Annotated in this window: 24 protein-coding genes; 6 read left to right on the top strand and 18 right to left on the bottom strand. The window is 36.3% G+C overall.

Translation table 11 applies throughout. The features are described from left to right. Positions 1-166 precede the first annotated feature (166 nt). The 6 genes from LNTAR_RS27340 (at position 167) to LNTAR_RS19320 (ending at position 3,558) form a co-directional block, all read left to right on the top strand. The gene (locus LNTAR_RS27340; protein WP_157473728.1) at positions 167-325 is read left to right on the top strand and encodes a hypothetical protein; all 159 of its coding nucleotides are present in this window, start codon (positions 167-169) and stop codon (positions 323-325) included. A 372-nt stretch (positions 326-697) separates the two neighbouring features. Beyond that, a complete protein-coding gene (locus LNTAR_RS19335; RefSeq protein WP_007280444.1) occupies positions 698-1,021 on the top strand; it encodes a hypothetical protein in 324 nt (107 codons plus the stop codon). Positions 1,022-1,183: 162 nt separating this feature from the next. Beyond that, on the top strand, positions 1,184-1,345 hold the full coding sequence (locus LNTAR_RS27335; protein ID WP_157473726.1) for a hypothetical protein: 162 nt from the start codon (positions 1,184-1,186) through the stop codon (positions 1,343-1,345). After that, complete coding sequence (locus LNTAR_RS19330) at positions 1,346-2,245, top strand: hypothetical protein (RefSeq protein ID WP_007280443.1); 900 nt, start codon at positions 1,346-1,348, stop codon at positions 2,243-2,245. 36 nt (positions 2,246-2,281) lie between these two features. After that, on the top strand, positions 2,282-3,283 hold the full coding sequence (locus LNTAR_RS19325) for a DNA/RNA non-specific endonuclease (protein ID WP_007280442.1): 1,002 nt from the start codon (positions 2,282-2,284) through the stop codon (positions 3,281-3,283). A gap of 5 nt (positions 3,284-3,288) precedes the next feature. Then, positions 3,289-3,558, top strand: coding sequence for a helix-turn-helix domain-containing protein (locus LNTAR_RS19320; protein WP_007280441.1), 270 nt, complete (start codon positions 3,289-3,291; stop codon positions 3,556-3,558). A gap of 32 nt (positions 3,559-3,590) precedes the next feature. On the opposite strand, the gene LNTAR_RS19315 is transcribed toward LNTAR_RS19320, so the two are convergent. The 18 genes from LNTAR_RS19315 to LNTAR_RS19230 form a co-directional block, all read right to left on the bottom strand. Further along, a complete protein-coding gene (locus LNTAR_RS19315) occupies positions 3,591-4,088 on the bottom strand; it encodes a 3'-5' exonuclease (RefSeq protein WP_007280440.1) in 498 nt (165 codons plus the stop codon). A 174-nt stretch (positions 4,089-4,262) separates the two neighbouring features. Beyond that, positions 4,263-5,375, bottom strand: coding sequence for an HNH endonuclease (locus LNTAR_RS19310; protein WP_007280439.1), 1,113 nt, complete (start codon positions 5,373-5,375; stop codon positions 4,263-4,265). Positions 5,376-5,544: 169 nt separating this feature from the next. Continuing rightward, positions 5,545-6,048, bottom strand: a complete 504-nt coding sequence (locus LNTAR_RS19305) for a hypothetical protein (protein ID WP_007280438.1) — start codon at positions 6,046-6,048, stop codon at positions 5,545-5,547. Positions 6,049-6,173: 125 nt separating this feature from the next. Continuing rightward, positions 6,174-6,632 carry an IS630 family transposase gene (locus LNTAR_RS28295; protein ID WP_083800094.1) on the bottom strand — a complete coding sequence of 153 codons (459 nt, stop codon included), beginning with the start codon at positions 6,630-6,632 and terminating at the stop codon, positions 6,174-6,176. Beyond that, complete coding sequence (locus tag LNTAR_RS28290) at positions 6,514-7,218, bottom strand: IS630 family transposase (RefSeq protein WP_007280436.1); 705 nt, start codon at positions 7,216-7,218, stop codon at positions 6,514-6,516. The genes LNTAR_RS28295 and LNTAR_RS28290 overlap by 119 nt, the downstream gene beginning before the upstream one ends. Before the next feature lie 67 nt (positions 7,219-7,285). Further along, positions 7,286-12,274: a serine/threonine protein kinase gene (locus LNTAR_RS26110; RefSeq protein ID WP_007280435.1), complete on the bottom strand. Its 4,989-nt coding sequence runs from the start codon at positions 12,272-12,274 to the stop codon at positions 7,286-7,288. Further along, entirely contained in the window at positions 12,274-12,453 is a 180-nt protein-coding gene (locus tag LNTAR_RS19285; RefSeq protein ID WP_007280434.1) for a hypothetical protein, read from the bottom strand. The genes LNTAR_RS26110 and LNTAR_RS19285 overlap by 1 nt, the downstream gene beginning before the upstream one ends. Then, positions 12,453-13,034: a sigma-70 family RNA polymerase sigma factor gene (locus LNTAR_RS19280; protein ID WP_007280433.1), complete on the bottom strand. Its 582-nt coding sequence runs from the start codon at positions 13,032-13,034 to the stop codon at positions 12,453-12,455. Before LNTAR_RS19280 ends, LNTAR_RS19285 begins: the two co-directional genes overlap by 1 nt. A 6-nt stretch (positions 13,035-13,040) precedes the next feature. Then, the gene (locus LNTAR_RS19275; protein ID WP_007280432.1) at positions 13,041-13,301 is read right to left on the bottom strand and encodes a hypothetical protein; all 261 of its coding nucleotides are present in this window, start codon (positions 13,299-13,301) and stop codon (positions 13,041-13,043) included. A 25-nt stretch (positions 13,302-13,326) separates the two neighbouring features. After that, positions 13,327-14,202 carry a DNA/RNA non-specific endonuclease gene (locus LNTAR_RS19270; RefSeq protein ID WP_007280431.1) on the bottom strand — a complete coding sequence of 292 codons (876 nt, stop codon included), beginning with the start codon at positions 14,200-14,202 and terminating at the stop codon, positions 13,327-13,329. 168 nt (positions 14,203-14,370) lie between these two features. Further along, complete coding sequence (locus LNTAR_RS19265) at positions 14,371-14,751, bottom strand: hypothetical protein (RefSeq protein WP_007280430.1); 381 nt, start codon at positions 14,749-14,751, stop codon at positions 14,371-14,373. Between the two features lie 11 nt (positions 14,752-14,762). Continuing rightward, positions 14,763-15,512, bottom strand: a complete 750-nt coding sequence (locus tag LNTAR_RS19260; protein WP_007280429.1) for an N-formylglutamate amidohydrolase — start codon at positions 15,510-15,512, stop codon at positions 14,763-14,765. A 150-nt stretch (positions 15,513-15,662) separates the two neighbouring features. After that, positions 15,663-15,983, bottom strand: a complete 321-nt coding sequence (locus LNTAR_RS19255) for a hypothetical protein (protein WP_007280428.1) — start codon at positions 15,981-15,983, stop codon at positions 15,663-15,665. A 9-nt stretch (positions 15,984-15,992) separates the two neighbouring features. Further along, a complete protein-coding gene (locus LNTAR_RS19250) occupies positions 15,993-16,934 on the bottom strand; it encodes a PD-(D/E)XK nuclease family protein (protein WP_083800092.1) in 942 nt (313 codons plus the stop codon). Positions 16,935-16,987: 53 nt separating this feature from the next. Then, positions 16,988-17,638 carry a HEPN domain-containing protein gene (locus LNTAR_RS26105; protein WP_007280426.1) on the bottom strand — a complete coding sequence of 217 codons (651 nt, stop codon included), beginning with the start codon at positions 17,636-17,638 and terminating at the stop codon, positions 16,988-16,990. A 62-nt stretch (positions 17,639-17,700) separates the two neighbouring features. Continuing rightward, positions 17,701-23,142: a DEAD/DEAH box helicase gene (locus LNTAR_RS19240; RefSeq protein ID WP_007280425.1), complete on the bottom strand. Its 5,442-nt coding sequence runs from the start codon at positions 23,140-23,142 to the stop codon at positions 17,701-17,703. Beyond that, positions 23,139-24,074 carry a hypothetical protein gene (locus LNTAR_RS19235; RefSeq protein ID WP_007280424.1) on the bottom strand — a complete coding sequence of 312 codons (936 nt, stop codon included), beginning with the start codon at positions 24,072-24,074 and terminating at the stop codon, positions 23,139-23,141. Before LNTAR_RS19235 ends, LNTAR_RS19240 begins: the two co-directional genes overlap by 4 nt. Continuing rightward, positions 24,067-26,091, bottom strand: a complete 2,025-nt coding sequence (locus LNTAR_RS19230; protein WP_007280423.1) for a coiled-coil domain-containing protein — start codon at positions 26,089-26,091, stop codon at positions 24,067-24,069. The genes LNTAR_RS19235 and LNTAR_RS19230 overlap by 8 nt, the downstream gene beginning before the upstream one ends. Positions 26,092-26,094 lie beyond the last annotated feature (3 nt).

Here is a 26,094-nt window from a genome sequence, read left to right as displayed (position 1 = left end):
AAATATGAATCTGGAATGACAAGGGAGTTGCTTTTAAGAGACTCTAAATCCTCGTGAAAAGATTTTTTATCCTTCCCTCTCCACGGCAAAAGGGTAATTTACTTGATTAAGCATTAATTACTACTGAAGTTTGGTGAATAAATAAAAAAACAATGGAGTATGATAGATGAGTATTGATACATTATGCACGAGCTGTGGTGATGTTGTAAAGTCGGAGCAATCAATGATCGGCTTAACTATGGACTGCCCTTACTGTGGCAATGCATTTGAAGTTTCACCTCGCAGAAACTCACAAGCAAAGTCAACAATAAGACTTCTACGCTAATAAACTGTGATTCCTGTAACAAAAGTATCTCACCTGAAGCACACTCTTGTCCATCGTGCGGTCATCCTAACAAGAAGATACAGAAGAAAGTAAAAAACAAAGAGTACGACAATAGACAAAGAGGTGGCTGTCTCTTATTATTACTCGGCTTAGTTGTTGGCGCATTTAATCCCACTATAGGTGGTATCATGGTAGTGATTGGAGTTGTTATAGCAGTCATAAATACAAAAGTTGCATAATGATTACTATTATTTCAACTAGGATAAAGAAGTAGTATTGATTGCTAAAGTAAGCTTGGTAACAATAACAAAAAAGAGCTTAGTACATAATATATTATAGGTATGAAATAAATTAATAAGAAAGGTAAATTACATGAAGATGGTTAAAGTTATTTTGATGTCATTGATGATTATAGCGATGAGTAGCTGTACAAGTATAGGGTTAGGCACTGTGAGTAAAACAAATGAATTATCTCCAGGTATGCATAGTGAAAAAGTAAAAGAGGTATTAGGAGAACCTTCTCAAACTCACTTTGTGAAAAACAAATGGATTTGGAAGTATTCATTGCATCAGTATTTCAAAGGTTGGGTGCCATACTACCTTGTGTTTAATAAAGATACTCAGAAGTTAGAATCATGGTATGCAGATGAAAATGAGTATATGCAACAGCAACAATTATGGATGCAGAGCAATTAGTTTAATTACTTACTACATCTTACTAAAATATTTTTATGTTTACTTTCTGTAAATAATCAGTAAGTAGTATTTTTCATGCTATAGAAATAGCATACTGATCCATATAATCACACTAGAGGTCATAGAGATATCTAAGGTGAGGGCAACAAAAAAGGCAATCTTATGAATAAAACAATCGCATTCATACTCATACTACTTTTTGTCTCATGCAGTGAGCCCAAGCTAGAGGAACTCACATTGGACTACTCAAACGAAAGGGCTATGAATGATAGCACCCATATGCTTTATCAGCATAATCCATACAACTATTACCCAAGGATGTAAATGAACTTTTTAACTATGAATTTCCAATTATTAATATCTGGACTTTTGGGAACATTCTTACTCTCTGCTGGCATAGCACTGTGTATTATACCTATCTCAATGTCCGTAAAAAAAAATCCCAATAGTAAACTATTTGTTTTTTTTACCCTTTTAACGGGTTGTTTCCAATTTTATTTTTGGGGTCTTTGGGCAACAGTTTGTGTGTCTATCATTTATAGTTTTATAAATAAACCTGACGTTACGTGGGATTGGGTATATTGGTTATCTGGTTTTATGTGGTGTATGTCTATTATAGCAAGATTACACAGTAGTGAACAAGCTCATATTGATGATTTAGACAAAAAGAACCAATCAAGGGGTGCTTGTTTATATACATTATTATTAATAAGTTTTTTTATTACATTCTCCATTAAGCCACATTGGTCATATAACACATATGGTTGGTACCTAAATGCTACTAATTATTCTCAATATATGAAGAGGGATCAAATCAATATTAATGATAAACCTAATATAGAACATTTTTTTACTGCTTATGCCTCAGTTATTCAAGCTAGTAGTCTTCTGCACGGAGTAAGTACGTCTCCATCACAAGAGCAAGACTTCGCAAAGGCACAAATACAATTTAATAATGCATATAAAAGTATTGCTCAATGTGATGAAAATGTATTGAATGAATTATACCCAAATTGGGGAACGCAATCAAAAGAAAATCTAGAAAACGCTTTAGCTTTAATAAATACAGCCATAAAAAAACCGATCAATGAAAAAATGTTAGGTGAAGCAGATATTTTGATATTAAAATTCGATAACTGGTTGAAGATAAATTGGACAAATATTCTAATATCCATAAATCACAAATACCCTGAATATCCCGTAAAAAGGAAACTAAAGCATTAAAGTTCTTCAGTCATCAATTTTCTAATATGGTAACAAATGAAATCCATTATCAATAAACTCTTAGTTACCATCTTAATTGGTGTGATTGGCTTTGTAGCCTATAGCAATAAAGACAAACTCCCAGAGATAGCTGAACGTACTAAAACCAGAGCGATTGAAGTCAGTGAATCAGTTAGTACTGCAATTAACAAGAACTCTCCTAAAACCACACCTAACAAAGTAGTCCAAGAAGAATCTAATTATGAGACTACTGACAAGCGATTACCTAGCGGATATAAGCCCATAATCCTCACGGAAAGCTACGAACACGACAAATGGACTACTGAGCCACAGGAACTCGTCCGTGAGTTTAGAGCCTATATTGTGAGCTTTGACGATAATGAAGACGGCCTACTTACTCGTAACCCCGATTGGGTCGCCTATGAGATGAGAGCTAAACCCGCAAATATGCCTGTTGGTAAAGCTCCTGATCGACCATCTACTTGGATTGAAGATGATAAGTATAAAGATGAAGCTCCACATGATAAGTCCTATAAGCATTCAGGTTTTAGCCGCGGACACCTTTGCATGAAAAGTATTGCGTGGAGACTTGGTGCCAATGCAGATTGGAACACTCACACCACAATTAACGCTTCACCGCAAGTACAGAAATTTAACGCGGGAATATGGCTAGACATGGAAGAGAAAACTAAAGACTGGGCTGATGACTACGGTCGCATATGGATTATTTGCGGCGGAGCCTATCAAGACAAGAAACCTTCCTTATGGATTGGTGACAAAGGCGAAGAGAAAGTTGCCGTTCCTGATTTCTTTTATAAAATAATTATTCGCCTCGATGGTGAAGAACTGAAAACTATGGCTTTTATGTATCCGCACAAACCTGTGAGTAAGAGCCCCACCACCAAGAAATACTTTCATGCAAGGTACTTAACTTCTATCAATGATATTGAAGATTCAACAGGCTTAGACTTTTTGACTAAGCTTGAAGATGAAAAAGAAGAAGAACTAGAAGCTTTGATTGCAACCGAGGTGTGGTGAACTAAATGAATAGTAGCGAACGTATCAAAGCTGCTGCATATCTCTTAGAGATGAGTCCTGAAAATCTTAAAGAAAAACTGAACTTCGATATTGAATCATTTAAGGCTCAAAGAATCGAAAAGCTGTTCAAAGTCAAAGACGTGGCTGAGATGTGGGGATGTAGCATTAAGCACCTGTGGAATATGCACGAAAAAGGTGAGATCGAATTTAATAGATCTACTGGGGTTACAAGAATATCAAAAACAGAGGTAGATAGAATTGTCGACGACAAATAAACTTTATCGTGTTTCACGACATTCGTTTTAAGTCAAATCTCCTGCACGCGTTTATACAATTCTGCACAGGCACGGGCATCTGATAAGGCATCATGATGCTTGAGTGGGATACCGAAATGATCACAAAGGATATTAAGTTTTGCGGGTTTGAAGCCTTGAGCTTTATAAAGTTTTACGGTGCATACCCAACGATCAGCCACACCCAAGTCGGCATAATCCAAATCGTAATACTCCATGGATCGAGTCATCACGCTGCGATCAAATGACTCATTATGTGCGACCACTAATTTCCCCGTGAGGCGTTTTCTGATTTCAGGGTATAGGTCTTCAAAATCCTCTTTGTACATTGTATGACGTGGCTCAATTCCATGAACATCTATGTTGCGCCAACTATATTCATTATTAGGTGGCTGAATTAGCTCGCTATACTCATCTACGATCACGCCCTTCTCTACTGTGATAATTGCCACTGCACAAGCACTATTTCGCTTTGCCGTGGCAGTTTCAAAATCTATTGCTACAAAGTCCATTCATTAACCTTACTTATCTTTTGCTCACTCATTTCTCTCTCTATATTTATCTGTACATCTGCGAAGCTCGCAAAGTACCATGAGACTGTCCACGCTTACTCTTTATATCCGACTGTCTTGATGTATGTAAGTACTACTTCACCCTACTCTAGACATTTTATGTTCTATATTTTTTCATCCTTTAAAAGTGAAATCGTATACCACTTTGCTATTAGGATTATTTACTTCTTGTTTAGCAAATGCGCTGAAAGCTTCAAATGGATTTTGTGTATTAGTAAAAAGTTTGCGTAAATACTTTTCTAAGTCTTTGTTATCCGACCACCTTTTGGAATTATAGTAAATGCCTATTCCTAATTGTTTAGATACTGTTTCTCCGCCTTTACCTTTATTAAATTTGCGAGTACAGATTTCTTCTCTAGATTCATCCTCAAATATCCATTCAACTATACTTTCATTAAATGAAATATTTTTTGTCTTCAATTGATTAGATGAAGACTTTTTCACTTGGCTATTTTTACTCTCGTGATTTTCTTTTGGTTTAGAGCAAAATTTAATTTCTGTGTTAATCAGCTCCTCCTCTGGTAAGTACAACAGCTCTTTTAACCCTTTCCAGTCATCATTTTTGAAATGATTCTTCATTGGGTCATCAAGTCCTAACTGTTTTAAACTCCAACCTGCTTTCCCAAAATTACATCCCCAGCATGATGCCACAAAATTCTTGGGATTACCTAATCCTCCCATATTCCAAGGAATCACATGATCTATAGTGGGTTTAACATAGAAATGAATGCCATGCCTATCTGCATTAGTATTACCTGTATATGAAAAATCCTCCACTCCAATTAACTTACTAAAGGCTTTTAACACCTCGTTTGGAATTAATTTCCCGCCACAGTATTGGCAGGTATAGTAATCACGCTCTAGCACTTCTTTCTCGTACTTTGATGAAATGCGTTTCTCTTTTTCTTCTAACTCTTCTTTGGGAATTATATTTTCTTTCTTATTTTGAAAATAAGCATTCCTGAATTTCCCCGTGTTTTGACCATGGTCGACAAACCAATCCCGTAAGTCATCGGACTTAATAGTTTTTAAAATTTCTTTTGAATGTGATAAATCACCTCGAAATGCGGATTCTACTGCTGATATAAAAGTTTCTATTTCTTTCCTAATCCAAAACGGCGGGAGTAATGTACTTTTTTCATCCCATGATTTCGGGTCATCGCCCAACTCACTACAAATATTTTTTCCTTTACACATAATAATCCTCTCAAAGGTTTGAATTTTCATACAATATCCTCAAAGCCAGGACAAAATATGTCTTATCATAATACTTAGTTTAAAATCATTTCTAAACCTATGAAATACAACCAATAACTATACGAAATGCGTACGGCTATATCTTTTTCAGGCAGCTGAGTATATCTCAGATAATGATGATCAATAAATTATTCTGGATTCATTTTTTAATACGAAAACAAATTAATTCATCCACAGTATTCAGCTCTAGAAACTCTGAATTATTCATATAATCACTAAGCTTTTTAAAACCATCTCGAAACTGAGATTTCGTAAAACACACACCCGTTGTTTTTAAAATATATTTACCCGCTTCATTCAAACTAATCCATTCCTTGGAACGACTTATGGCTAATTCATATAAGGCATTAAAATTGGGATTCATCATGCGAACTTGAGTAACAGGATCTTTTAAAGCCGTCATATTTACTGTCATAAGCTCACTCAAACCCTTAAGTTTTTCCTGGATATCTTTAAGTTCAACACGAGCTTCTTCATGAGATTGAGTAAGCTTATCTAATACTTCTTTAAATGATCCTTCGCAATCTCCATCCCAGTCCTGTATTAAGTGGTCAACCAAATAATTTCGTTTCTCTATAAGATTTTCTAACTGTCTTTTCTTCAGGTCTTTATCTGCATATTCAATTTCATAACTAATTGTCATCTGTTTCTTAACTTCTTTGGGTTTCTCAAAGAATTCACTGACTACGTTACCTAAAGTAGTTTTGTTATGAGAATCAGAGATCTTCGGGTCATTAAATAAGTATTAACGCAAAATTATTCAAATATTCATTTCCATATGCCTGCACCAACATTTAAGTTCTCAAAACCAAAACTCCACTGTCGTGTTTTCTTGCGGATTCTGCTTAAGACTTCTTTTATACCACCGCATATTTGACGTGCTCCAACGACATGGCATTTTAATATTCTCCAGATGATTTCGACTGGGTTATACTCAGGAGAATATGGAGGAAGAAAAATTAATATAACATCAGGGTATTTTCCCAAAAAAGCCTTTACTTTTTTTGATTTATGAATAGTTGCATTGTCAACAATGACGATCATGGGCTTTTTCGAATGAGCACGTAATTGATGTAAAAACTGAATGAATGTTTTTGAATTTCCACGATCAGAGCTCTTCCAAAAGAAATCTCCATTTTTCAGATTCAATGCACCAAATAGGCTTTTTGTTTCGCGTTTCGCAGGAGTCGGAATTTTTATTTTCTCTCCCTTTTTTAAAATACCCACGAATCAGATAAGGTTCGTTGGTGAAATGGCTTTCATCTAAGCAGAAAACTTCAAGTTCTTCGTTTTCCATCTTTTTCTTTATAAAGGAGATAGCATCCCCAATAACCTTTGTTTTTTCTTTTTTTGATGGCGCTTTTATGCTCGGAGATTTTTGTGGCTTTTTGTACGAGTAGCCCATATCTTTCATAGCTCGGGAAACTGTATCATGACTCACCGTTTCGTTTTTGTCTTTATGAAAGAGTTCTATAATCATAGGACTATCCCAAGTAGATTTTTGATAGCCATATTCACTAGGATCTTCCTTGAGTATCTTTGTAAGAAAAGGGATAAGTTGCTCATTTCTTTTACTGGGGCGTCCTGCTGAAAATGCACGACTTAGACCCTCAATTGAGTCTAAGATATAGGATTTGAGGTGCCGACGAACAGTTTGCGCATTAGTTCCTACAATTGGAGCTATTTGGTCTGCTTTCATACCTTCTCCAGCCAACAGAATCATAGTGACTCTTTCGTCAGGAATATCCTTTTGCAATTTTGCTTGGTGCAACGCAGCCTTCTCTTTGTCAGTTAGTTTTATATTAAGTTTCATGATGTTTATTTTTACAATAGCACACCCTGATCAAAAAGCTTTTTATTATTTGAAAATTTATGCGTATTTACTTAACTGATATTTTAGGCATAGATTTTATTTCAGCATCATAAATTGCGGCGGCGGCTTTGCCACTTTTGTATAAGAATTGAAGGCTATACTCACCAAGATCAGTTAAATAAAGAGATAAGTCAACATCAACTTTTGTACCCTCTTTTCGAGTCGGACTATACGCATTTACACAGTTGATTTTAATATTACGAATTGATGAATCCCACTTGGATATAATGATGTTTTTATTTTGAGGGGTTTTCAAAATGACTATACCATTTGTAGATGAGTAAGTAGCTGAGTTGATATAATAAGTCAGTCTGGGCTTATTGACTTCAGCAGTGATTTTGAATTTATGAATATTATTATAATGCCTCTCTCCTGCCCATACTGTACTAGGTAGTTTCCATATATAAGTACTGCTTAAATCATTCATATTGAGCTTAATTGGGTCCGTTATTTTAAAATCATATTTATTTACAGCCCGAAGTTCGTTAATATCCTGTTTCTCTGTAGAAAACCACAGTGATTTCTGAAACTTAATTGGCCTGGATTTTAATCCATCTTTAAAAAACTGAAAAATAGCTGCTTCAAAGAGCCACGCATCATTACCTTTATTAGTGCCAATAGAAATCGTTTTTATTTTATCTATTGACTCAATACTACATCTGATTTTCTCAAAAAGATTAACTGAATTTCTTTCGAGATCATTAAATCCAGGATTATCAAGTTTATATTTAAACCTAGGATCATTATTAATCTGTACATATATGTCGATATCATCAGTACCTGCATTTTTAACATCGCTTGTTTTTAATGTTACTAACATCTCATAAACACTGTTTGATTGTGTACTTTCAGTTTGTGGTAAAATAAGAACTCCATCACTCCAGCCCTTCGTTTGTAAAACTAATTTTTGATCTTTTTTGAGATAACGTTTTGTCATAGGCATTTTAGTCCCTTTCCTATCTGAATAACCCACGACATAACCGGTCTCTTCGTAAGAGTCATTTGGCTTCCCTAGTAAATAAATATACCCACTTTCTTCACATGTGATATTGATAGTACAGTTCGCTCCACCATATTTTTTCGCGAAATCCAGACCTTCAAATTGACTTGGTATATCCAACCATTTATATGTTCTATTTAACCACGCATTCTCCCCATTTTTCAAAGTGTTTAATGAGTAACCTTTTCCAGAAATTTTAATTTTTGCCCAATCTTTACCATCGCTAACTTTCTTTAAATAAAGTTCACGTCCATCGGATAATGTATAAAGCTGTTTTGATGGGGTGTATGGGTACTGAAAGACATCTGTATATTTACCGTGTGTTACGCTCAAAGCATTAGTCCCTGGTTTCACTACTCCACTGTAATTAGTGCGAAACACGCCTTTATAATTAGTCGTTAAGTCAGTGTTTATGATGAATTTTTTCCCTGGCTGCCAGGAGCTGCCCCTTCCTCCACTACTCAAAATTTCCCATGTGCCAATAAAGTTTTTATGATAATCATTAGAGTATGATTTTATACTCCCTTTCTTAACTAAAGTGGTTTGCCATTTTCTAATACCCTTTTCATAGTAACTTACAGAAGCATAGCCTTCATTTTTTAGGTCAATAATTGTTTTTCGCTGAACACCTTCAAGCCATTCAATGATTATTAAATCCCCTGACTTAGTAATTTTATCAAGAGCATATGTACTTTGTGTACCTTTGTAATTTTGAATAATTTCATCTTTGAAAATTTCCAAACTATAAGATTTATCAAATAGAACACCAGTATACTTTTTAGATGCAGTTTTTGTATTTTGTAACTCTCTATAAGGCTTGCCTCCCCATTCACATAAAAACTGATTTACTTTATGATTCTTTGGATAAAAATAATAATCCATTATTTTTGTCCCGCCTGAGTAAGATCGACTCTTTCTTCTCTCTAAGGCCACATATGGCAGACCTGTATTAGGCTTAAAGTGTGTACTCACATAATCGTAGCCACTTTCACCATTGACATACTCCAGTTTAGAATCGGTTTCCTTGGCTCCCACCCAAAAACTCTGTCCATTATATTGGTGACGTAGAATCCAATGCTCATCACTTGTATCAACACAATAAAGTTTACCGCCCATTGCCCTAGATTTTTTATCCGCTTCTTCCCACGTCAAGGCTTCTTTAAACATTTTAATTAACTTACCTTCGTGATAAAAAGCTCCTTTTTGGTGTTCCTTCAAGTCCCCTTTATACGAGCTCCAATGATCTTTTAATTCTGCTCTATAAATGATTAATCCATCGACATTAGCAGTATGGTTTTCTTCCTTTGGTGTATAAGGAAGGTGTCGATTATAAAACAATTGCTTAAATTCAACCGTATACTCACCTGTCAGACTGATGTAAGGTGATATATCTATTTCTATAGGCTTTAAATCAAGAAAGGATCTTACCGGTGTTTTTAATCTGAGATTTTTAAGTAATTGCGGCGACCAAGTTAATAAATGAGTTTTTCTGCCTTCAGGACTAATTAAATAAACCCAACCTCGACAAGCACTCCCATTAATCGGATCTACCCATAAGTTCAATTTTGTACGTTTCGTACCTTCTACAATATTAAAGTTATATTTGTTATCGCTGTGTTTATGCCCTACAAATCCTAAATGCTCATCTACATATTGATTTAAATCTTCCTTAGGGGCATTTTTTGGGGCCGACATCACAAATGCTTTCTTTGATTTTAAAGAGATCACCATTTTTGATTTTAAGGATTTCATAGCTCTTTCTACTTCTAGAATTCTTGTTTCATTGCTAGCTGCTAAAACAGAACCTGTATAAGTACTAGACGAATTAAAAACAAATCTCATTAAAGGATTATTAACCGCTTGATTTAATTCGTCTACAGTTTTTGGCTCTGCAGTCAACAGGGGTACTACCAAACCCTCTTTTAGGGTATATGCGCTACTGGCTTTATTCAGAGTACAATCAAGTAGAGAGCAGTCTTTAGTCGAAAATAGAAATTGAGGAGAGAGTACACACTTATAAAAAATGCAATTATCTACTACGTTCCACTGATCCTGATATTGCTTTTCACTACTCACAGTACGAGAAGCTGAAAAATTGGATTCCACAAATACACAATCTTGATATTTGTAGCCGTAATCAGTCGTTTTAATACCGAGATTAGTTTGGTAAAATAGACAATCTTTAAATTCCCATTTAGAACTATAAGGGTAGCGATAATAACGTGACCACTTACCAAGCTTAACCTTTGATAAAATAACCGATTCCATTCTGACTTGTGAGGCATAATAAACGGAAATTGCCCCGCCTTCTATTATCAATCCGCGAGGTTTTTTACTTTTAATTATAGGCCTGAAACCACGTGCAACCCGAATAGATTTATTCTTTAAATGACCATCTACTTGAATGGTTATATTGCCGTTAATCGTCAGTGTATCACCTTCTATAACGACTTTTGATTTATCACTGCAACTATTCACTAAGTCCTCTAAAGTAAGCTTATTATCTGTTACTCTTTTAATCGCCTCAGCTTTTACAACTGTGAGTTTTTTACGTATAAGTGGTTTCTTTATTACCGTGGATTTAGTACTAATTGGCTTAAGTACGGGAACCGTTGTATCCCGAGAACTTAATTCACTATCCTCGGCTGGTGCTTCACTAGAAAAAAACATGAAATATCCCAAAATCAATAATGGCCCTAATAACCAAAAGCCGATAACTATAGCTTTTTCGTACCAACGAAGCTTGGGATTCTTAAGCTCTTTGATTCTTAATCGTTGAGTGAGATTTTTGGGGGATTTTTTTCTTGGTTTTTTCTTGAGTTTATTAGCTTCTGCAGATTTATTTTTCTGGATAGTATCTTGCTCTTTCTTGATATCCTGGACAATCATCTGTGAGGCTTGAGTAGATGACAGATCTGCTACTTTACGATCATCACCACCCTTAGCTTTTTGCATGACTGGCTTTGCAGAATCATTAAAATCAATGATGTATTCATTGGGAGACAAGGTTTTCATGTCTTTCGAGATTCGTTGAGCCTTTTTTACTACTGGTACAGGAGTGGCCTTTTTTAAAGCCTTTTTCTTCGCAGCCTTTTTAGGAATAGATATTTTTGCCAAGGTATCAAAGCCATAATTTGAAACCAAATCACTGAGTTCACTGCTATTAAACTTACATAAAGTTAAATCAGTTCTTAGTTCTTCATAAGATTGATAACGATCATTGGGGTTTTTCTCCATCATTTTGCAGACGATCGCACATACCTCATCGGGCAAATCACCTTTGCGAGCTTGGGGATGCTCAAGAGACTCTTGAGAATGCATCATCATTGTCGCAAAAGGACTATCTCCTTTATAGGGAACTTCCCCTGTAAGCAAATGATACATAGTTGCACCCAGTGAATAGATATCACTTCTATGATCAATAGATTTTACATTAAGAGCCTGTTCAGGAGACATATAATAAGGGGTACCCAAGGAATAGCCTGTTTCTGTAACGGAACTATCACTTCCTATTTTTTTAGCTATTCCTAGGTCTGCAAGTTTGATCTTACCATTTTGAGTTACTAAAATATTTTCGGGCTTTATATCACGATGAATGATTTTATGCTCTTGGGCCTCTTCCAATGCTTCAGACACCTTTAACGCGATCTCAATGATTTCTAGTATTTCTAAGCAATTCCCTTGCCTTACTGCTGCCATTTTCTCGACATCGCAACCATCGACATATTCCATAACAAGATAGTGATAACCTTGGTCGTGATCTGCATCGTAAATACGTATAACATTTGGGTGATTAATCGCCGCCGCAAGTCTTCCTTCTTCGATGAATCGCTCCACGTACTCAGTTGATTCTTTTGCAAGTGAACGACTTAAAACTTTTACTGCTACTGGTAAATTAAGACGAGGATGTGAGCTTAACCAAACACTACCCATCGCACCAGATCCCAAGCATTCTCTCAGAACGTATTTACCAATAACTTTACTCACCTCACTCATTACTGCTCCCCTCTGTGCATCCATTTAACCGATTTTGAAAAATCTATATTATCATTTATTTCCTTTAGTCTTGCAAGACAGGAGGAACAATTTTTTAGATGCTTTTTCCATAATAAAATTTTCAGCCCTTTTTCATCAGTGATGATTTTCTCAAGTTGGTATTCATTAAGACATTTCATTAGGTATCCTCCAAATTCATTACTGCATACTTCAATCGCTTTAAAACTCTATGCTTCGCCACATAAATAGATTCTTTACTAATCCCCAGAGAGTCCGCTACCAATTCAGCACTTATGCCGTCAACCATCAACATTACAAAAGCTTCATAAGTCGCTTCATTTACTTCTGATCTTACTTTTGTTAAAGCCTCATCCACAATTACAGCACGCCATTCGTCTTCCCATTTTTTTTCCATGGTATCATGATAATTCTCCATACTCTTAATCCTGTCACTAACTGCTTGGATTTTTCGGAGATCATTACTGCGTTTTCGTATCATTTTAAACGCGGCACGGTCAATGATTTGTTTTAGGTAATCTCGAAAACGTCCTTTACTACTCTCATATTTAAAAACCGACTCATATTTAAATAATGATAGCATCACATCTTGGACAAGGTCTGGTAGTTCACTGTTATCCAAAGAACGATCTCGACCTCTTAAAATGATAAGTCCCCGATAAGCCTTTTCAAAATCTTGCCAAGCTATATCATCGCCAGCCTTGATCTGCTCTATAATTGTTTTTCTAGTTGTAAAAGCCATAGGTAATTATTTATTTAAATTTCTCAATGCCTTAGTGACATCATAATGAGCTACTTTCTCGTAAAAATCTTTTAGTTGTAATTTAGAATATTCAATAGCTTTTTTATATTCAATAGCTTTTTTATCGACTTTATTTTTTGTTATCAAACGGCTAAGTTCTTGTTCGAGAGGTCTTAACCTATTTTTATATCTCTGTAAAATCGGTGTATAACTTTTGATCACTGCTTTTCTTACAATCTTTTCTTCTTTCTTCCATTGTTCTCTCAATTTCGTTATTTTACGATTCTTATTTTTATATCGAATCTAGAAGTCTCGATGCTTTAAATTTTCCCTCAAAACTTTTCTTTAATTCCTGTATAGGGATAATATGTAAATTACTCATACTATTCAACATTTCATTTCGTAAAAACATAATCTTGTTTCCGTATGACCGCACGTTACTCATTAATAAATAAGAACTTTGACTATCCTTATTTTCTACGGAGTTCCACAATTTTCCCACTAATGGTTTATCTACCTGAGATTTGTACTTATCATCAAGTTCCTCTAATATTTTATAGCCAACTAACTTTTCAAGTCTAGCTATGGGAACCGCATAGTTTTTAAAAACCTTCTCAAGTGGCTTATTTGACATCACAAAAGCAATTGCCTGTTTACTGTCTGGGTAATAAATCACTTTGTAAAACCCGGCCGGTATCGGAAATCCCTTATCAAATGCATATTTCACTTTACTAGTAAAAACCACCCCATTAATTATAAAAACTGGATTTGTGTTATCCTGCCGACTCAAAGCCACATCCATATTGATCCAGTTTCTCTTAAGAGAAATATCCATTAGTGTGCATAACGAGATTTCGCTACTGAACTTTTTCTCTTCCGAGCCTAACAATATACTTGTTAATAAACTTTGTGTATAATATGGACTAAAATGATCTCTATCTAAAATCATATTTCCAAAACCATCTGTATTTTGAAGCTTATTCACAATAGGCCCTCTTTCTCCTAATTTTACTTGGTGTGATACCCACATACTTTGTTGGTAATCTAAACTATATCCTTGAGTTATATTCCCTTTTTTGATAACTGTAATATTTCGTCTAGTACCGACTAGGTTGGCTTGTAAGCTAGATGACAATAATACAAGCACTGCAAAATAACTGAATTTCATGTATACGTCCTTTTCATCTTATTCTAAACCTACACAGATCGAGGTCCTTACTTACTAAATGATTGACTAATTCATATTCTTACACGGGTACAGAAGAAAAGTTAATAAATTATTTCCTCCCCGATTTTTAGACTCATATCCCACACTCTCTCTATGAGAAAAATACACCTAAGGCTCATAGCGCCTGCTATATTTCATTAATTGTCTTTTTTGATTACTCCCACTGAGTTCTGTCAAGTCAGTTAATCTTTGTGTATTGCCGGTGAAGACATAGCCTTGATTTTTGAATTTGTTTAAGATCATAATCTTCTCAATTCGATACAAGGCTCTCTGGTCTTTTAACCCCGCATAGGCCATAATGCCCTTGATCATAAGTTCCTGATAAAGCTTATCCCTAATGTGATGTGCGCTCATCGCAATGATAAGTTCTTTATTATTGATAATTACCGATAAAGGAGCCCAGGCATCCAGTGATTTTTTGATACTTTCTTGAGGACTCGATAGGACCACCACAGGAAGTAATGTGAGTATAATCATTAGTTTCTTCATTTGATTCTCCTTCAATTAGCAAACTCACTATTCATGATGGCTTGCTCTAAGTCAGCTAAGGTTTGCTTCAGCTCTGAGTAAGCGGCAGTCTTCTCTCCCGTCGCTTCGTTCATGTAAAGATCACGGCGTAGCTCGATCATGATGGCGTGTACACGCTCATCCTTTTGATAAAACTTCTTCGGCACTAAGCAGCCAGAGAAGGGATCATTGATCCTTACACTGAAGCCTCGTTCTTCAAAAAACTTACGAAAGCCTTCGACTAAGTTCTGTGGTGTATGGAAAGCATCCGTTCCAAGACAGATCTCAGGACGCTCAGCACCCGTATAGCCTTCATAGGGCCGCGCAATCGCATTGAAGCTATGGCAATCAATCACCAAGGCCTTATTGCGTTTATAAAGACTATAATCCACCATGGCCTCCAACTTCTTGTGATGTGTCCGATAATAACGATCCAGCAATTCTTTGCGTAAGTCTGGACTTGCCTGGCGACGCAGTGATTGAAGCTGTGAACCTTTTTCGTAAAGTACGCCCATGCCCCGCTCGGCCATCTCTTCCTCCGCATCATCTTCGAAACGCTCGACATCTACCAAGAGGCGACTCACGGGAAAGACTGCCCTATCCCACTTCCAATCAAATAAATCATCTGTGAAATGATCCGTCATGCTTAGTAATTCTTGCTGCAAGTCTTGCGAACTCAGCAAGAACTCACTTAGGTATTCTTCGGGTATAAAAGTCGAACTATGGGGAATGTGTAAAATCATAATGATCTCCAGTATTTTTTCAGATTAAATCTGCACATCTGCGAACTTCGCTTAGCACCGTGGGACTGACCCCGGTTGCTCGATCTCTCGATCGTCTTGATGTACCTTTTGACTATCACATTAGACCTAGGACAAAAGATGGCTTAGTATTTAATTAGTTAGATTATCCATGAAATTATAATCATAGACAACTTTACTATTGGCATTTTTTTCTTCTGCTTCAGCAAATGCCTTAAAAGCCTCAAAGGGATCTTGATAATCATTGAAAAACTGTCTCAATACAGTTTCAAGCTCCGCGTTCTTTTCCCATCTACTTGGCTTAAAATACACACCGATACCTAGAGATTTCGAAATGGTTGATCCACCTTCCTTTTTGGTGAAATTTCTAGTACAAATTTCAATTCTAGAATCGTCACTTAGAATCTGTTCAACAATAGCTGCATTAAAAGAAATCCCTTTAGTTTTTAACATAACTTTTCCTCATACTATAAATGTTTGTAATTCTTTATTCTGTAAATACCAATCAGCTAAGCTAACAGCTTGTTTCATACATTCTTTAATTTCATTATTCTGATCATCGAAAGTAAATGATAAAGTCAATTTAGGAACCTCAACTCTAATGCTAGCTGACTTATTTGTTTTCACTACATCATAATTTGAAGGCAGCGCTTTTTTAAACGAATCAATAACTGCATCTAGAGAATCTCCCATACCCGGAAATTCTAAATCTATAATACCCTTTGGAAATTTATGATAGATTTTAACAGTCTTAGGGAAGCCTTGTTTTCGCATATATATAAAATATGACCCTGACGGCTTAGGGCCCGGATCTTTCAATATCATATATGGGTACAATTCTTTCATTAAATTGTAATAAGATATCCAAAAATCTGTATTCTCTTCATCTGTAATTAAATCATAATTTTTAAACGCCTTATTAATAGCAGTTTCTAAAACGTGATTTTTAAACCTGACGCGGTTTTTAGGTATATCGGAGTTCTTGTACCAAGTAAGGATTTCTTCATAATTGACTCTATGTTCAAAATCACACAATTCATTATTACCATAATGCTTTGGAGCTACTAGAACTGTCCTACTCTTATTCCCATCACCACTTTGACAAAACTTTAGAGCCCTATCACTATATCGCTGAGCTTGATCCTTTTGGAAGGATGCATCAACCTTATTTTCTATAAGAATTTTGAGTTTAAGGTCTTGAAAAGTAAGCTCTAAATCAGATTCCCCATATGTATCTGTAACAGATCTTTTTACAAGGATTTTGTCATGTTCAAATTCATCAAACACTTTTATTTGTTGAAGGAACCATGAACAAAAACGTTCGCTAGCTACAAACTCTTCTTGTAGAAGCATATCTATATCTCTTTCACATATACCTGATAATTTTATGTCACTTAAACTCATTCTTTACCTCATGTTTTCTCTAAACCACTTCTACACACAGGACAAAAGTTGTCCTACTTCACCGGTGGGTAAGGCAAGGCTCCAAATTCCATGTCGGAACCTTCGTGAATCAAGATATCAATAAAACAATTGAGCATGGGTTCTAATACATAGAGACAAAGCATGAGTGTTGAACGATTCATTTGCGATCCATATGTCGCCCCACCGTGCACGAGTTGATTGCGCATTACATAAATCCCGAGCAGTACTTTAAATAAAAGAACCTCATCACCCTTTTTACGAAAATACTTAAAGCTATCATTATTCCAATTCTTAAGTACCACTTGCTCCTTACCATCGAGCTGACGCCAAAAGTTCGACTGTAGAAATTTGCATTGAAGAATCTGCTCAAACTGCCATTCACTCTCGTCCAAAAGGTGCTCTAGCTTACCCTGACGATCTATACTCTTGAGCTTCCCTAAAAAAAATTCAATTGATTGTTTTTCAGGTAGAAAATCGTTACTTTGCGGATCAATGCGTGCAAATAGACTATTGAAGCTTACCCATGCACACAAGAAGGCCTCGTCGGGCTGCTCATCACGGTATTCATCAATCTTAGCGGCCCAAGAGAAACATCTATGCAAACGAATGCGCAAATTTTCTTCTATCTCATAGTCTCGACAAATTTCGTGCCACTCAGATTTATATTGATTTATATCACTCACAAATGCTCCCTTTATTCCTCATTAAAAACTCTTGGATTTAATTGGATTTAAAAAACTCAATATCAACTCAAGTTCAGTTTAGATAAGCACCAACCTGGTCTTCGCATAACATCAAAAATATTACAAACTGGTAATTCATCGACATTGATATTTAAGTCTATGGCTAGTTCGACTAAACCTTCATGATTACTCGCCCATAATGGGTGAATTAGTACGGCCACTACCTTTTCCCCATCATACATACAATCAATATTAGATACATGTTTCACAACTAAGGATTTATTAATTGAGCATAAACTTTTTACAGCAATATCTTTTATACTCTGCCAATGGCCGCTCTTTAATGAAGGCATATATGTAGCATCTTTGCATAAATTCATCAAATCAACACCTAGGCGCCAATCTAAAATAGCGTGAAAATCAGAATTGTGATAATCTCTTAAACAATCATAGCAAGAGCTATCACAAGTAGAGTGAGCCTCAGCGTTTAAGTGTAGATTCAGTTCTCCATCAGTATCTAATAATTTTATAATTGATTCATACATATTATCGCGTAGGTAGCGACAATAACCCGCTCCATTTTCCAAGTGATCAGCTAAAAACACTTCACAAAATTCATTCTCAGCATCTTTTACAGGTCGTATATTCATATCCAGTTCACCAGGTTCGATATCTAATGATATGCAGGCTGCTTTGCGAATAAGTCCTCCCCATGAGTAATAGGCGGCCCTAGCGTATAGCGAATTATCACCGAAAGGGCTGAGGTCTATATTCGGAGACACTTTACTCAGTCTCAATAATAACACATCTGTATATTTGGAAGAAGATAAACCTACTTTTTCACATCTATCTGTATTTAATTGATCTTTCCACCACCCTTCAAATGGTAGACAGGTCGATTCCAGCCATAAACCAGGTTTGGATTCATGTTCATTAAATTGGAATAACTTACCATCATTATCATTGATGCTTGTTATCATTTTTTCTTCGTTAGAACACTCTAGGTTAATCCCCTCTATCGGCTCAAACATTACCGGTTCATTAGCCAATCTGGCCATTGAAGCTCTAGCAGTCCATTCAAATGAACCTTCAAAATCCTTTTCTTGGTAATGTTCTGTTGTAAACCCCTTTGGTTCCCAAGTGGTTAATTTCATATAATCTGATTCAGAACCGCATAATGAACATTTATTCTCTGGAACATCATCACAAATTAAAGCACCGCAGTTTTTACATGAACCAAGCTGCCGTATGGCTCCTCGACCATCGGCTTCTTTCGCTCTACCTTTTTCGTACACATAATCGACAATCCCTACGCTTGTGATAACGGCTTTATCCTTTACAGACTCTGCCCCTGGAGCAAATTGACTTATCGCTATATCTAAATCACGGTTAATCACATTTTCACTATTTCTAGATTTGGGGATGTTACTATATAGATTTCTAGAGCGTGTCGGAAAACCAAACATGGGCAAGACACCCGCATTAGCTAACCGCTCACTTAAGGATTTCTGATGGTATTTAGTGTCTTTGGAAATCTTATCTACCGATACTAACAGTTCCTCCTTGGCGTATCGAATTGCTTCCTCTTTCATATCTTCCGATGAAGTTAAAAAATCACAGGTATCTGTAATGACCTGATCATTTTTTGTAAACCATAACTTTATAAGTCTTTCGCTCATGGCCCACGTCTCACAATCACCAAATTCACCATGCACACTATCAGCTTTAGCTTTCACACCACATACCCTAAAAGCCTGCCTAAGCAACTCTTTACTAACCATTCTGTTTAAAACTGCTTGTCGTTTAAGGTCTAAATAAGGAGGTGTAGGATTAGAAGAAATCATTCTCTGAGGATCACAAAAGTGAGTTTCATCATGACTTCTGCCTCGTGCAACAGTCAACGCAATTGAAAGCCCCGCACCCCGTCTACCCGCACGGCCAACTCTCTGTTGATAGTTAAAACGTTTCGGAGGAACATTACCCATCATTACTGCCATTAAGGAACCTATATCAACACCTGCTTCCATTGTCGTTGTCACACTCAATACGTCAATGCAATCAATTAAAGACACTTCCTTATCACCTGATATTATATCCTGAAATAAGCGCTGGCGTTTAACTGCATTTTCATGGGATGTTTGACCCGTCAACTCTTCGCAATGTAATCTAAAAGTTTCAGCTTTGGATGATGCTAGATATGCATAATAATCCTGCTCAGAATCTGAATTCGATTTTAATCTAAAATCTTTAGGATCTAGAGGGGATCGACAATTCCAACATAAATGTATTTCATTATTAAGGTGTACACTTGAACATTGCTTACACCTCCAAATTTTATCTCCCATTTTACAAGGAGAAAACCATAGACCAGAAGGTTTGATAACAAGATTTTCCTCAGACTCTAAAACGCCTTTACTAAGTAAAAAATCCTTAAGTAAATTCAGTATACTGTTTTCATCACCTGGAAACTTTTTCTTAAGTAAACTCTTTAGTTCCTTAGGGAGTGAAGCATTATTAAAATAATTATTACCACTAATCCTGCGCTTCTCGCCTAAAACTCTGATCACAATATTAGCTATATTTGAAAACTCTTTCCATGACAATAGTCCATCTGTATCAAACTCTATATCGCTCGGTTTGAACGTTAAAGTCCCCAAAGCCAGTGCCTCTACACTCTTTCTTTTATGTGCAAACATGGTGAACACACACTCATCTGCCGCAGCTTGGTCCAATTCATTTTTAAGAGTCTTGGCCTGTGGTAATAAATCAAATGCATCTTTATTTTCAGGTTTACGTCCTTCCCAATCAATCAGTTCTCGCCAACTCGTCGTTACATAGCCTCCGTCTGCATCTAACTTTACTTTTTTAGTTTGCCTACTTGGATTAGGACCTGCTGGGTTAACTCCTAAACTCAGTAAATCTTCCCATACTAAATTCGTTACTCGCCCCATAGGGTATGGGCCACTTTTTTTATCTTTTAGTTGCTCAATCTGTTTCAATTCTTCTTCCGAAGCCATCTCATCTAAAAAATCTCGTATCGCATTAAACAGCTTGCTATCTCTGGCTCGAAAATCTTTGAATTGTTCTTTTTCTTCTTCGGTAAAATCTTTAGGACTTCCTGCTTCCAGATATTTTAATGCTATACCTTTATCCCCTCCTAGTTTATCAAAACCCTGCATAAGTGATTGGCGAACCAAGTCGCGATAATGATCTAATTCAATCCCCGCTGCAAGCTTAGCTGCATCTTGGCGGCTATCTGTAAACACGACTAATTTTTTTGCTTGTTCATCATCGAACTCTCTAAATAACGCATCCAACAAAAGTTGATTCACTCTTTGTACTGCCGTACGATGCAGACCTACTGGAGGGAAACTCTTACCATCCTTTCGACGTCCATCACTATCACATTGCGGACATTTATTAGGCATAGCCTGACAGTTATAATCATATTTTTTTGTTTTGTTTGATGTAATCGAAAACAAATAAGAATTAGCTCCAATCTTTCCTGGCTCTACCCTGCCTTTAAATGCATTGTAATTCGCCTCTTTCCATGTACAATTTAATTTATTAACTTCACCTGAAGTCTCCGTCCAAGCGTTATCAATGGGTTTATTTTCACCCGGTTTCCCCAACCATAAAACTGCATATTCGCCATACAATTCTTTTGCCGTCATAGTTGCCGGTATTTGTTCTAAATTTGGTTGGCCGTGAACTAAATACTCAACTTTCTTCTCATTGAGTTTTGATCGGTAGCCTCCCAAAAAAATATCTCCACAACTTTTACATAGTAGTAAATCTAAAACTCGTGCTCCACAATTACAGACCAATTTGGGTTGGGTATAAAGTTTACCTACAGGTAGGTTCCTTGTACCATCGGGGTCACTTACCTCAGTGCAGTTTTTATTAGAACATGCCCATAAGCCGAGTGTATTACGAAAAAATGCATGCATCCTAAGAGGTTGTGGTGCCGCGGCACCTGGAAGATTGCTAACTCTAGATTCAGTTAGTATTGTTATAAGCCCTTGTGTTGCGATTTGATCCACTACTCCAAAAACTCGCTGAGATATATCTTCTAAACTTTCAGCCTGTTGGGGAATATTTTCGTGATAGGACTTTATAATCTCAGCTTCCTGACAAATAATCCCCAAAGATGCTTTTACTTCCTCTTCGCCTTTTAAATCTACTCTTAAATGTTGAGCCAATTCATAGACTGGCCCCTGCTTTTTCCCCTTAGGAGCCCTCTTCCAACTTTCAAAAAAATCACTAAAAACTTTTTGCTTGTTTTTAAATATTTTTTCATGACTTGGTATGTACCGTAAGGGAGAACCTTCTATAATTGAATATTTTTTATTAAATGTTTCGTCATCTTTGAAATCATCAGACGAACCTAAAAACTCTAATATATATTTACGCGTTTCAGCTGAGCTAGGCAACGATGCACTCGACGCTAAAAAACGTAATTGAGGTGAATCTGCATTGAGGCCCAACCTATTTAGCATCAAGCGTACTAAATAAGCGACTTCCGTTCCTGATGTTCCTCTATATGTATGTAGTTCATCTACAATAAAGTGAAAAATTCTTGTCGGTTCATTTGCTTCCCCCTTTAACCATGGATCATCCGCTAACCATTTACGAGTTTGTTCAAAAATATTTTCTTCTAGACTACGCATAAGCATAATGTTAAGCATCGAATAATTAGTGATCAACAAGTCTGGGGGCTCTTCTTGCATTGACCAGCGATCCCAGACTTCCGCAGAGTCTTCATCAAAGCTCTTATAAAAATAACGTAAATCTTCATTATCTTTGACCTCTTTGTAGATCCTCTCCATTGCCCACTTTTCATTCTTAAGTTTTTGCTCTGCACTACTACTTCGGACCCCTGAAATTGGCGTTTTTCCTGTATAACGGCCAAATGTTATTCGATGACCATTTCTATGTTCATCTAGCCATTTTCTAGGCCCCTCATTCTCCTCCGTACTTACGCCATCTAAACTTTTTCGTAAACGGATCATTTGATCCTCTGCCAATGCATTCAACGGATATAACAACAGAGCTCTGACTGCTTTGGGCTTGTCTTCTCCCCATGTTCGTGATTCTTTTATTATGTTATGGATCATGGGCAGCAAAAAACACTCCGTCTTACCAGAACCTGTACCCGTTGTCACAATCAAATTTTTGTTTGATTTACATACTGCTTTCAAACTCTGAAACTGATGTTTATACATCTTCATTGATTGACCATGTATTTTTGTAAATAGACCAGTCTCTACGAAAGAGGCAAAATCCTTGTCCAGATCTAAGTCCTTACTTGCTTCATATAGTGTTTTATATTCTTCATAACGTGGCACAGCTTCAAATAAAGGATCTTGACTGATCATGCCTTTCTCACTTAACAGAGCTCTTCTTTCTGCCATCAATTCTTCATAGCGTAAAGGCATCGCACTGTCTAAAAATCTTAAATACATATCTTTTAGATTATTTGCAATCGTCACTGCGTCATTCATTTGATCACTCTTAGTTTTAAATTTAAAATCCTTGCTACTTCCCTCGCCGCATGCTTCGGTATTTGTTCAAAAACGATGTGACTTTGGTCTCTTTTTCCTAGAAAACCACTATACCAAATTAATAAACGTTCTAAAACTCTAGGGAGAAACAATAACTTACTTCTTGGAATCTTTAGCCTTTTGTTTCCGGTATCGTAGACTAGCTCTATCACACTCAGTTGTGATATCAATACCCACATAGCAACATAACTTTTTTCAACGGTATTCAATTGCTTAACTTTTCCATTATAACTTAATAGCCATGGCGATCTATGCGGTGGAAGGTTCCGGTAGCGTATAATCTTATCAACTGCATTTTCGTTCCATTGCTCCCAAGTAGTGAAAGGTTTACCACATGAGATTCGGGGGATTACCTGCTGCCTTTCTTTCATCTCCGCTCTATCACAACCTTCATCAAAAGCGTTCATTGCCTGGACTACACTAGGAATATTCTTTAGGATCTCACCTATGTGAATCTCTTGCTTTTGAAATGTTGCCTCTATGTAATCATTGTAATTCTCATCAGTGTGACACCATACATCACACCCAAATTCCTGTTCAATAATTTCTAGTCCCGGCATCTCCTCCTGGCACCGCGCGCTTCTTGCTCCATAAAAAAATGACTTTCTTTTATCTAAGCCATCAGCAACCTTTAAGCGAACTGGAGGGACTAAGCAATACCTACCTTCATCTATCCATTCTATATGCCCCTGACGTAACATAGGGTCTAAAAGATTATAGCGAATATACTGATTATTTTCTTCATCAGTCTTCACTCTAGAAATAAGTAATTTTTTAAAATTACTTATAACTGTACTTTCACTAAATGACTCCCTTGCTTTTGCAATTGTTAGCCAATGTAAAAAGGTATCATGTAAACTATTATCACTCATCACGCAGGTCATTTACAAAACTCATGGGATATATGTATTTCAATTTTTGGACGTAGTTCTCTGTACGCTCAACATCTTCTCCCATTTCCAATGCAAATTCATTTAACCGAAACCTAGCTTCACTAAAAGATTTACTCAGCTTTGCGTTCGGCCAATCCCCTATCTCTTCACCTTCAGCATTAGGATTTATTGCCGTAAAATGAGCACAAACTTCTGGACTCAGCCCAAAACTATTTTCCTTATCAATTGAAGGAGATATAATTAATTTTAAATTATCCGGCCAAGAAAAACAGTCGGGACCGACCTGTAATTTCTGAGAAAAACCTGCCAATATATTTAATAGTGGACGTGCCCAAACTTCGGCGAGTGCCATATCAAAATCTTGTATATGGAGTAAAAATTGATATGTAGGATTATTTAAGGCATGGCTCCAAACAATCGACATTTCTTCCCACGCTTCTTTAAACCGCGTCCATGATGGATCCACCACTATGAAGCTCAAACGACAACGCTCTCCTTGTCCTGCCTGAAATGCACACGAGTACGTTTCATCTGGTACAATTATCGCCTTGCTTCCTCCAATTGCCAAATAGAGTAACTTACTGTATCCTTTTGGGGTATTAGGAAGCCAAATTGAAAACTCTTCTTTGAGACGATCAACCATCACTTCATGCTTAGTATCTTCGACCTCTAATAATGGTAATTGAACAATTTCTGTATCGTCATTAAATTCATTTACTCTTGCCTTATGAGCTTCGAAACCAAGAACATTTTGAAAAAGAGATAAATCCTCGACTAATTCTTGGCGAGTGGATTTAAATCGCTCACTTGCGCTATCAAATCTTTTTTGATAAGTGACTAATTGAGTCTCTCGTTTCAGCAAATCGTCTTCAAGTTCTTTCAGATCTTTCTCAAGAACTGAAATCTGTTTTAAGCGAGCCTTTTCTTCTTTTTCAAAAATCAACTTCTTTGAATGTATTGCTTTATCAAGATCGGCTTCACGATTTTTCTTACTAGAATCAAATGATTTTTCGAACTCTTTATATTCCTCTTGTTTATTTACTAATTCATCTTCAAGCCCCTTAAGTTGACTATGAATCTCTTCCTTAAAAGAACTCACATTGGCTTCTATCGAACTAGAAAAAGCTTTTTGCCATTGCGGCAACTTCACAAGTGATTTTATTTCATTAATAGAGAACTGATAAACTTTTAAATCCTCAACGACTCTTGACCATCTTTGCTGTTCTACATTACGCTTATTGCCACGAAACTCTTTGTCTTTTATAAGAGTTTTCAAAATCTTCGAAAATTCAGTCTGTTCTTTAGCATTTAAAGAGTTAAATACCGTTAGTTCTTTTAGTTGCTTTTTAAACCAATTACTTAACTGTGCTTCGGTTTGAACATCAATTTCTTTGTGAATCAGACCATGATCTGGCTCAGCTAATAAATAACTGGCATACCCCATATTCAGAATCAGACTTTGATCTATATCTGACATTTTCCAACAGTTGACAACGCTTTTATTACTGGGTGGACACAAGCGAACTTCACCTGACTCATTTTTAAGTGTCAATCCTTCAACAACACAATCTTTATGGTCAATTTTTAACTTTAAGAGTACTTTTTGTGAAGTAGTATTCAAATCTTTTGTGAACTTAGCTTTACTCAGCCAGTGACCATCTAAATCAGATTCGGAGATTAACCTTAATAAAGGTTGACGCTCAAGTGTGTGATTGTAATTATGATCATCGGGTTTCACCATATATTCATCCAACTGGGGATCACCATCATAAGTTGGGTTTGCTTCACAAGTAAAACGTACATAACATTGATCCTCTAAAGTGAGATCTTTGTGATTTAGGACGAATACTCGTTTGCGATAACCAAACTTGCTTAAATCCCCAAATTGATTAATTGTCCAAACACCATCAATCAGCTTTAAGCTATTAATAACCGTGATATATCCTTGATTATTTTTATAGCTTTTTATCTCTAACTTCCCTAAATAGTACTCCATAGA

The sequence above is a fragment of the Lentisphaera araneosa HTCC2155 genome (assembly GCF_000170755.1).
Taxonomy (GTDB): Bacteria; Verrucomicrobiota; Lentisphaeria; order Lentisphaerales; family Lentisphaeraceae; genus Lentisphaera; species Lentisphaera araneosa.
This window is presented reverse-complemented; position numbering and strand designations above follow the sequence as displayed.